The 9,869-nt window shown below is 53.8% G+C and carries 5 protein-coding genes; 2 read left to right on the forward strand and 3 right to left on the reverse strand.

Features of this window, described 5'->3' with window-relative positions; translation table 11 throughout:
- Positions 1–26 precede the first annotated feature (26 nt).
- The 3 genes from MJZ25_11300 to hemW form a co-directional block, all read right to left on the reverse strand.
- Complete coding sequence (locus tag MJZ25_11300) at positions 27–4,352, reverse strand: hypothetical protein (GenBank protein ID MCQ2124761.1); 4,326 nt, start codon at positions 4,350–4,352, stop codon at positions 27–29.
- A gap of 31 nt (positions 4,353–4,383) precedes the next feature.
- Positions 4,384–7,140, reverse strand: a complete 2,757-nt coding sequence (locus MJZ25_11305) for a hypothetical protein (protein MCQ2124762.1) — start codon at positions 7,138–7,140, stop codon at positions 4,384–4,386.
- Positions 7,141–7,247: 107 nt separating this feature from the next.
- Positions 7,248–8,462 (reverse strand): radical SAM family heme chaperone HemW, encoded by a 1,215-nt coding sequence (gene hemW, locus MJZ25_11310; protein ID MCQ2124763.1) that lies wholly within the window; start codon positions 8,460–8,462, stop codon positions 7,248–7,250.
- Positions 8,463–8,526: 64 nt separating this feature from the next.
- Here hemW and MJZ25_11315 point away from each other — a divergent pair, with 64 nt between their 5' ends.
- Together MJZ25_11315 and MJZ25_11320 are read left to right on the forward strand one after the other, a co-directional pair.
- Positions 8,527–8,706, forward strand: a complete 180-nt coding sequence (locus tag MJZ25_11315) for a hypothetical protein (GenBank protein ID MCQ2124764.1) — start codon at positions 8,527–8,529, stop codon at positions 8,704–8,706.
- 1 nt (position 8,707) lies between these two features.
- Entirely contained in the window at positions 8,708–9,796 is a 1,089-nt protein-coding gene (locus MJZ25_11320; protein MCQ2124765.1) for an adenylate/guanylate cyclase domain-containing protein, read from the forward strand.
- Positions 9,797–9,869 lie beyond the last annotated feature (73 nt).

Raw genomic sequence — 9,869 nt, forward strand, 5'->3', positions numbered from 1 at the left:
GATTTATCGCAATGACATATGCTGCATTATTTTCTCTTGTGCTTTTTGCGGCGGACGCCCCACTTGTCGAGCACTTCTTCTTCGATCTTTTTCTTCTTGTAGCGGACGATCATCTTGAACTGAACATTGTAAACGCCGTTACCGACGAAGCGACCCTTAGAATCCTTGAAGTTCCAGTTCACGAAGACCTTTCTATCAGTATCCAAGCAACCCTTCTTGGAGTCGCCGAATCTGAAGTCGGTACAAGGGACAGAGATGATGGTATCGTTCACATACTGGCCAAGGTGATCAGTGAAGTTCACGATGAAGGAAATGTTCACGTCTTCCGGCTTCAAGGAGTCGAGAGCAGACGGATCGTAGGAACCATCGGCAGCGACCTGAGCGCGGTCAAGCAACTGCGGCACGAAGCGCTGGCCCAACTGAACCAGGTGACCCAAGGCGCCCTGCTTTTCCATGTCTTCCTTGGTGGTAGAACTGGGCATGTAGCGGAGGTTCACGGAGCTTACAGTCTTGAGAGCGTAACTGGTGTCAGCGTCTTCAATAACATCGTTGGCATCGTAGGAACCCATGTTGGTGGATTCAACCAAGTGATCCAGCAGACCGCCGATAACCACAGGCTGAGTTCTTTCACCGGCAACGTTGCCACAAGTATCCTTGATGTTGTCCTTCTTACCATGCTTAATCAGGAGGGAGTCACCCGGAAGGATGGTGTTCTCAGAACCGTCAAGCACCAGCTTTACGGAGAAGCCATCGTTAATCCAATCCATTCCCACAGGTTCCAAGTCAATGGTATCCTTGCCGTGGATGAAGGCGAAGAAGTCGTCGCCCTTCAGCTTCTTCCAGTTAATGGGTTCGGAGAAGTTGACCACCAGGGTGTCGTTCTTCTTGCCATAGCTCAAGGTTGCACCAGAGACAACAGGAGCCATCTTGTCCACCTGCTTTGCGTTAGCTTCGCTGATGAAGGTTTCGCCAAAGATGGAGTAGTAGGTATGTGCGGTAGCCTGCGGCAAGTCGTCGCTAATGCTGGTCACACCAGTGGGCAGCTTGCTGAGGGTAGATGCCGGAATATCCCAGATAACGCGATTCGGATTCTTGGGATCCACATCCAGGCTATAGGGGTATGCCTGCAGGTAAGTCAGCTTACCGTTGTTGCTGTACCACGGCAAAGTGAGGTACAAGGTATTGTCGATATCTTCGGCAGTAAGGCTACCGTCGAACACGGCAACGATCTTGTCAAGCTTGCCATCGTCATCGGAGTCCCAGTATTCCACATTCAGGATAGACGGGAAACGGTCAACCACATCCACCGGCACTTCGCGGAGGTATTCGTCGGAAGTCACGTACTGGAGGTTTCTGAAGGTCTTGTTTTCGAACAGGGAAACGCTATCCTTCCAGATACTATCCTTCAGGCTGCCTTCCAGCTTGTAGTCCTTGGCCACGAGTATCACGATGTCCTTGGTGGGCATATAGACCTTCTTGACCTGGTCAAGCTTCAGGGCGCAAAGGCTTGCGGCGGAGTCATAGGAATCCTTGCCACGGCAAACAGTTTCCTTGAACAGCACCAGCATTTCAGGCTCGGAGAGGTCTGCAGGAACAAGGTCCACATTGGGGTTGAACTGCAGGAACAGGGAGTCGAGACCGTTGGTGTCGCGGATGGCGTAAGCCTTCTTGATGATATAGCTACCAGCTTCAAGGAGAGCTGCTTCACGGACATAGGTCATGGTCTTGGGAGAGCCATCTTCCTTAGTTCCTCTCACATACTTGTAAGTCACCAGAACCGTAGCGTCCTTCGGGAATTCACCTGCGAGAGGCAACTTGTCCAGATCGCCAACATGAACAAGGATTCGATCCCTGGACTTGTTCACAGACATGCTGTCCTTGTTGCAGACCAGCGTATCGCCGTTCACCACCAGGCGAACCTGTTCCACGATGGCATTGGAATCCAGAGCCTCTTCGAGAAGGACTTCTGCGTAATCCAAGGTATTGTCACCATCGGAATCCTTGATGTAACCCACGCGGAGGTTAGGAGTCGGATCCACGAAGTTGATGTTGTCGATAATGACCACATTGTTGTTACCGTAGATCTTGACGGAACCGCCCTGCACAGCTTCGTCGGCAGTCACGAGGATGGTGACGCTACCGTCGGTATTCTTGATAAAGGTGGTTTCGTGCTTGGAACCGTCGGTCGGGTCAACAATTTCAACATTGCTGGTACCCACCAGTTTCAAGGAGTCGATGGGGCCAAAGTATTCATTGACCTTATCAGGATCCAAGGTGATAGCCACGATATCGCCCACGGTTGCATGGTCGAAACCAGAATTGTAGTGGAAGTCCAACATGTCAGCAGGATCGGTGCTGGGCAGGTAGGAGTTGCCACCAATGACAATTACGTTAGGATCCGGGTTGCTGGGATCGGTAGGAACGAGAATGGTTGCATCGCCAACAATGGTATCACCCTTTTCGAAGGCGTCTGCAGACGGATAGGCGTCATAGCCGTCGTCATCGTCGTAATCTTCATCGTCGGCACCGTAGTAGAGGTTCTGGGAGCTGGAGGAAGCACCTTCATCGTCGCCGTCGCCATCGTTACCCTTGGAGCTGGAAGACGGGCCTTCGTCATCGCCGTCACCGTCGTCGCCCTTGGAGCTACTGCTGTCATCGTCGGAGCCAGAGCTACCCGGATTTTCGCCAGAGGAGCTGCTGCCATTGGAGCCGGAGCTACCCGGGTTTTCACCGGAGGAGCTGCTGTTGGAACCGGAGCTGCCCGGATTTTCGCCGGAGGAGCTGCTGTTGGAGCCGGAGCTACCCGGATTTTCGCCGGAGGAGCTGCTGTTGGAACCGGAGCTGCCCGGATTTTCGCCGGAGGAACTGCTGTTGGAGTCGGAGCTACCCGGCTTGCCGCTGGAGCTGGAAGTCTTGTTGCTGCTGGAGCTGCTCTTGGGAGCGGAGCTGCTGGAAGACTTTTCGAATTCAACCAGGGAGGAGCTGCTTCCTGCTCGGCTGCTGGAAGAAACTTCTTCGTCCTTACCCACGGTACCGCCGGTGCGGTCCACACCCACACCTACGAGAGGTGCCAAGTCGTCAAGGTAGGCATCAATCCACTGCACGTGCACGAGCACGTTGTTATCGATACGCTTTTCTTCGTTACCGGCGAAGTCCACAAAAATCATGTGGCCGGTATTACTTGCAACGAACAAATGTCCAAGGCCATCGGTAGTACCCTGGTCAAGGCGCCAACCGCCCACACCGCTGGTCTTGTTCTGGCCATTGAAACCATCGTCGTTAAAGAAGTATTCACGGAGGTCGATGGAAGCCACCACCTTCGGGTTGAACTTCTTGTTAACGTCATAGGGGGCGATCTGCACAATCTTGGAGCCACCGAATACGAAAATCGTTCCGGAGTACTTATCGAAGGTACCGCCATGGGCGCCTTCAAGAGAGTCGATCAACACTACCTTGGTCAAACTCGTAATAACTGTTTCACCAATGGAGCCGCCAAGGGTGTCCCTGTTTTTTGCAGTAACAACTCGGGTCACGGTATCCTTGAAAGTACCGAAATAGGAATTGGCACGCTTTCTTTTTCTAGTAGCTGCGTCACAGCCACTGCCTTCACAACCGCCACCATAGTAGTCGGAGCGGGTAAAGTAGGCCCTGCCATAGTCGTCCCAGATAAGGGTTGCCACAAGGGAGTCGTCGCCACGTCGATTGGGGTCCGGCTTAACCTTCACCTGATAACCGGTACTAGCAAAGCCGTCCTTATTGTTGGCCACACCCTTGCTGTCCACACCCATGTCGGTGGAGAAGCGGAAGAGCTTACCCGGAATACCGGCAGCCCAGAGCCACTTCTGTTCCGGAGCCCAGTCCATCATCAAGTGCCAGAAACCGCCCAGCTGAACCTTGGGGTAGGAAGTCTTCACAAGGCACTTCTGACCTTCTTCGGTAACCTTACGCACCATGTGGATACGTTCGCCCTGGCCGGCAATCAGCAAGTGCTTGCCATCCGGATGGTGAACGATACCGTCGGCACCTTCGATGCCGCCCATGTTACCCATGGGCTTTCTGTCGCTGTTCTGATAGCAAAGAGTCTTACGGTCACCCGGCTTCATCAGCAGGTAACCAGCACCGTTATAGTTATAACTGATGCTCTTCACACGGTCGCCTTCCTTGTCGTATTCGTACTTGGTATAGTACAAGGTAGCCCTGGAAGGGTCCTGAGGCTCGATTTCGCCGACCTGCTGAATCCAAATACCGTTTGCCGGATTGGACGGTTCACCGTATTCTTCGGATGCAGCCATGGCGTGCATTGCAGCCATAAGCAATGTGGAGATAGAAACAATTTTAGTTATCGTTTTCATCTTACTACCCTCTGAAAGTCTCTACGACAAGCTAGCGCTTGGACGCTGTAATGCCCCATCTGTAGATTCTTTCAATCTTAAAATCCTTTTGTGCGCCGAACACCTTGACCTTGAACTTTGCCAGGTAAACACCTACGCCAACCTTGCGGCCATTGTCGGCACGCATATTCCAACGGACGTAGATCTTTTCCGGATTTTCAAGGCAGTTGCCGTCAAAGAAGTATTCATCGTCGCACATAATCGTTTCCGAGGCGCCACCTACGTAGCCGCCAAGGTTCGTATAAACGTCAAGTTCATAAGTCAAGCCGATCTTGCTCATGTCAGGAACGGAAGCTCCGGAGGAGTCCTTCATGATGGTGGCGAAACCCACATCCAGGAGCACGCCCAGCGAAGTCATATCCTTCGGGTTGAACTTGCCCGTAAGAGTATCGCTGGTAAAGGCCTTGGCGCGGCCGCTAAGTTCCTCGGCCTTGTTCAAGTCGGCGAAGGAAGCGGTTTCGGTAATCACGCGGGGGTCACCCACAACCATCACGGCATGCTGAGCCAGGTTTTCCTTGGCGTAGTTGCCGAACTTGTCGCAGATGCCGGAAGTCACATTGTCGTAGCGCACGGAGTCTGCTGGATTCATGCGTTCGGTGAGCTTCACGCCAGTTTCCATGTGGACCGTAAGTTTGCGGCCACCTTCGCTCCATTCAGCGCCTTCGAAAGGATAGTTCACCCATTCGCCATCAACCAGGAAGGTAAGGCAGTCTTCGTTCAGGTCGAAAGCCTTGTAGTCCACAGATTCGGTGAAGGTAATGGTGAACTTGTCGGATTCCATGTACTGGAAGGATTCCGGGCTGAGGAAAGTCTTGCTGATAACCGGCGGCATGTAGTCGTTCATGCCGAGAGTATCGACTTCAGTTCTCTCTTCGCCAAGGAGCGTTACTTTATTTACAATCTCAACGTAACCATATTCCGGAGACTTCTGGTAACTGGGGTTGATTTCAGTCAGCATTTCCTTGACATCGTACTTCTTGAAGTTAATGGCGTAGCCCACAGAGAGGCTGTCGTCGGAAATGACCAGGTCATCGGGATCAGGCTTGATGGCCAGGACCTTGCCCTTCTGGTCCAGCCAGAAGAAAGTGATTTCCATGTTCTGCAACTTCTCGCGAGTCACGGGAGATTCGAAACCGAGGGAAACACTGTCCATGCGACCGTCGCCGTTCACATCGTGGAAACCGTTGTTGTCGTTGGCGTAGGCTCTGCCGTAGTTGCTTACAGGAACCTTCTGGTTGTTGGCGGCAGTGGGCACTCCGTCGTCGGCAGTCAGCACGCCGTCGGGGCACTTCTTGGAATCGCACTTGGTGTTGATCTTGATGGAGTCGCCTTCTTCGATGACGCCAGCATCAACGATAAAGGTCCATTCGTTCTTGTTCTTCTTGATGGCTTCCACTTCGATAGCGGCCAGCTCACCAGAGGGAGACTGATGGAGCAAGCCCTGACCTTCGGTCCAGGATGCGTCTACAATCTTGTTGAAGCGAACGGACAAGGTGTCCTTTTCTGCGCCGGGCTTGCCCTTGAGGATGGTGGCGGACTGGATCACGGCACCGATACTGTCCTTGAGGTCGCTCTTGAGGGTGGTGCAGCGCTTACCGCCCAGGGAGGTGCAAACCACAGCCTTCACATAACCTTCTGCATCCTCAGGATCTTGTAACGAAGTTTTTACATCGGGTAGGACAAATTCAGGCTTGCCCTTGTTGTCGGGGACGCGGCCGTTGTAGCTCTTTTCCTTACCGTCGGTGGGCCAGCTGTAGTAGAAGGTGTCGGCGGAAACGGAGTTCATGTCGCCCTTCATCCAGATGCGGATGCTGTCGCCAACGCCGTCGCCATCGTGGTCGAAAATTGCGGCATCGCTCATGGAGGGCAGGTCGCGGTCGGTAAATTCAAGCGTACCCGGGAACTTTTCATCGACGATGAATTCCTTGTCGTCGTCGAAGGAATTGTCGAAGCTGCCCAGGGAGAAATGGTCGTCGCCATCGAAAGCCTTGGTGGCCACAATCAGGAAGGAAGCTTCGCCATCCACGAAGTCCACGCGCAGGTGGTCCGGATGAGAAGCGTCAGCCAGCAACGGATCGCCGGAAGTCTTCAGGAACTTGAGAGTCTTGGAATCACCCGGGGTGGTGAAATAGAAAGGCTTGGAAATGGAATCGATGCTTCCGCCCAGGGGACCCTTGGAGCTGTTGGCGTGGCCCACCCATTCAGGAATGAAGAGCTTCACATCCACCTTGACGGTGTCGCCCACTTCCGGAGTAAACTTGGACTTGTCGGTGACTTCCTCACCCTTGATGAAATACTTGAGTTCCGGGGCGTAGAAGTTGTACACGTTGCTCACCACAGGGTCGGTGGAAGTGATCACACCGATGTGGACGTTTTCAATAGGATACTTGCCATTGACCATCACCCTGACGAGGCCGGAATCGGCACTGGACTTGACCATAGCGCCATTCACGATTTCGGAGTTGTCGGCCACGGACTTGGTGATAAGGCCCTTGGAGCCTGCCTGGGGTGCGTAAATTCCGAATTCGGCACCGGGAACGGCGTTCTTCTTGTCGCGGGGATCCTTGCCCAGTTCAACAGTCCAGAGCACGGCCACACGGCTATTGTCGATGCGGTAGTACAGGCAGCGGCTATCGGTTTCACCAGCCTTGTACGGCTTGCAATTCACAACGGGAGCATCTGCCAAAACACCCGTTGCCAGGAAAAGCAACGCGAGCAAAAGCAGAGAAACCATATGGGAATTACGCACACACATCTTTAGCCTCCATATCATCTATAAATGTAATGTTTTTTTAAACATTCGGGAGAGCGCCACATTAATCTGTGACTTAAATCTCGCGGTTTTGGAGGGTTTGCTTATTCCAAGTTGGAACAGGAATTCATCAGGTCGGTGACGATGTCGTCCATGAAAATCCAGCCGCGGCCGGCGAGGCGCAGGAAATCGCGGGGTTTGCAGGTGGCGTCGCCAGGAATGGCGCTAGGAACGTCGCCAGGAACGGCGCGCTGTTCGCGGAGGAGGTAGCCTTTGGCGAGCCACTTGGAGTAGCCGTTCTGCATCAGGCGATAACCGAGGGATTGGAGGCCGCAAAGGTCCAGGCCCCGGGCCTGGCGCATGGAAAGCCAGATGTATTCCGAAAGTATGTCGTCGGCGGTGAGGGCGTCTACGGTAAGGTCCAGAGGGTCGGCGCCAGCCTTTACGTAATCGCGCCAACGGGGGTAGATTTCTGGGGCGTAGAACCGCCTGGACCCTAGGAAACTATGGGCTCCGGGGCCGAAACCCGCATATTCCCCGCGGTCCCAGTAATTGCGGTTGTGGGCACTTTCGAACCCAGGCTTCGCGAAGTTCGACACCTCGTAACGGCGGAACCCTTTGCCTTCCAGGATCGACACGCCGCCTGTGTACATTTCCTCGTAGAGGTCCTCGTCCACCTTGAGCAGGCCCTTGGAAACTTTCTGGCCAAGGACCGTGCGGGGGTTCACCGTAAGACCGTAGAAACTGATATGGTTCAGGGGGTAATCCGAAAGGCGTTCCACATCGGCATGGAACTGCGCCACCGTCTGGGTGGGCAGATCGAACATCAAGTCGCCGGAAACCTGAAGTCCGCCTTCGGCACTGATTTTCGTGAGGAGTTCCAGAGCCGAGAGGCCCTTCTCCACCGTATGGGCGCGGCCGATGGTTTTCAGCAAATCCGGGTCGAAAGTCTGGAGCCCCAGGCTAATGCGGTTCACCCCGCAGGCCATGGCGTTGTAGACCGTTTCCTCGCTTACGGATTCTGGGTTGAATTCCATGGAAATTTCGCGAAGTTCGCCGATTCGCACTCCCGTATCTCTAAGACAATCAAAGAGTTGCGTAACACAGGCCGGCGGGAGTATGGAGGGGGTGCCGCCTCCTAGATAGAGGGTCTCGGCGGTGGCCAACAGCCCCGGATGCCGGCGGTCGAAGGCCCTGATTTCGTCGCAGAGCAAATCCGCATACTCCTGGAACAGCCTCTGGTGGGCCGGCAGCACCCTAAAGTCGCAGTAATCGCAGACCTTGGCGCAGAAGGGAATATGCAGATAGATGCCTAGCATTTTTTACACACAAAATCAAAAAGTTGTAGATTTTGAACTAAATTTAAATTATTATATAATGACCATGGAAAACGAAGAAAAGATCACCTGGAAGAAAAAGCTGAAGAAGAAGCTGCCGCTTCTGATCTTTTTGACGCTGTCCACCATTATCTTCTTTTTCGCCTCCACCCTGCTTCTGGATGATTCCTACAAGGACATCATTCTCATAGCCATGATCTGGGCCCTGCCCCTGTTTATCCACTAATATGGCTATCTCAAGACAAACAGAACGAAAGTTTAGAGGCATCTGCTACTATGTCGCCAGCTGGATGATTGCCTCCGTGGGCCTCGCCGCCCTGCAGAGCTATAGCATGACCGGCCACGTGGACCTGTTCTCCCTGTTGTTCATGCTGCAGTTCTCCCTGTTCATGGGATTCTCCCACGGCATCTACGACATCGTGATCCTGAAGGACGAAATGGACGGCCGCTCCGTATGGACCGCCATGTTCGTGCGCTCCATCTACTTTCTGTGCGCCATCAGCGCGAACCTGATCCTCTGCATTTTGCTGCTCCGCGTCAAGGAGGGCGAAGGCATCATGAACGAGGAAGGTTTCCAGAGTGTCTTCGACATCGTAAAGACTACCGGCTTCCAGGTGCAGCTGGCGGCGTTCTTCATCACCGGCTATATCATCACCTTTATCCGTTCCGTGCACAAGAAGTTCGGGCGCCGCGTTTTCTGGAACACCCTCATGGGCAAGACCCAGGAACCTGTTGAAGAGGACCTGGTGTTCATGTTCATCGACCTGCGTTCCTCCACCAGCATTTGCGAAGAGCTGGGCAACTACAAGTACAGCTGCTTCATCAAGGACTACTACCGCCTGCTTTCCAACTGCTGCGAAGAAAACCACGGCGAAATCTACCAGTTTGCAGGCGACGGCGTGTTCATCACCTGGAAGACCAACGACTGCCAGAAGAAGGCCCGCCCGCTGGACTTGTTCTTCGACTTCAAGGAAGCCTTGTTCCACACCCGCCGCAAGTTCCTGCGCAAGTATGGCGTGGCCCCCGACTTCAAGGCCGCGGTGCATTGCGGCAAGGTGATTTCCACGGAGGTGGGCAACTTCGGTAGCGAAATGGCCTACCACGGCGACGTGCTGAACACCACCGCCCGAATCCAGAGCCTCTGCTCCAAGCTGGGCCAGGAATTCCTGATCTCCGAGGAGCTTTTCGGCAAGTTCCCCCTGCCGCTGCCCCACGGATTTTTGTGCAGCAAGGCGGGTTCCTTCGAACTTCGCGGAAAAAAGAACGCAATTTTGATTTTTTCTTTGCAAACACCCTTGACAGACTACGATGATTAATCTATAATTGGGTCACCTCGCGGGAATAGCTCAGTTGGTAGAGCACGACCTTGCCAAGGTCGGGGTCGAGGGT

It is taken from the genome of Fibrobacter sp. (assembly GCA_024399065.1).
Taxonomy (GTDB): Bacteria; Fibrobacterota; Fibrobacteria; order Fibrobacterales; family Fibrobacteraceae; genus Fibrobacter.

Coding starts and splice junctions, on each gene's coding strand:
- MJZ25_11300 (MCQ2124761.1), bottom strand. CDS start 4,352: ATGAAAACGATAACTAAAATTGTTTCTATCTCCACATTGCTTATGGCT.
- hemW (MCQ2124763.1), bottom strand. CDS start 8,462: ATGCTAGGCATCTATCTGCATATTCCCTTCTGCGCCAAGGTCTGCGAT.
- MJZ25_11315 (MCQ2124764.1), top strand. CDS start 8,527: ATGGAAAACGAAGAAAAGATCACCTGGAAGAAAAAGCTGAAGAAGAAG.
- MJZ25_11320 (MCQ2124765.1), top strand. CDS start 8,708: ATGGCTATCTCAAGACAAACAGAACGAAAGTTTAGAGGCATCTGCTAC.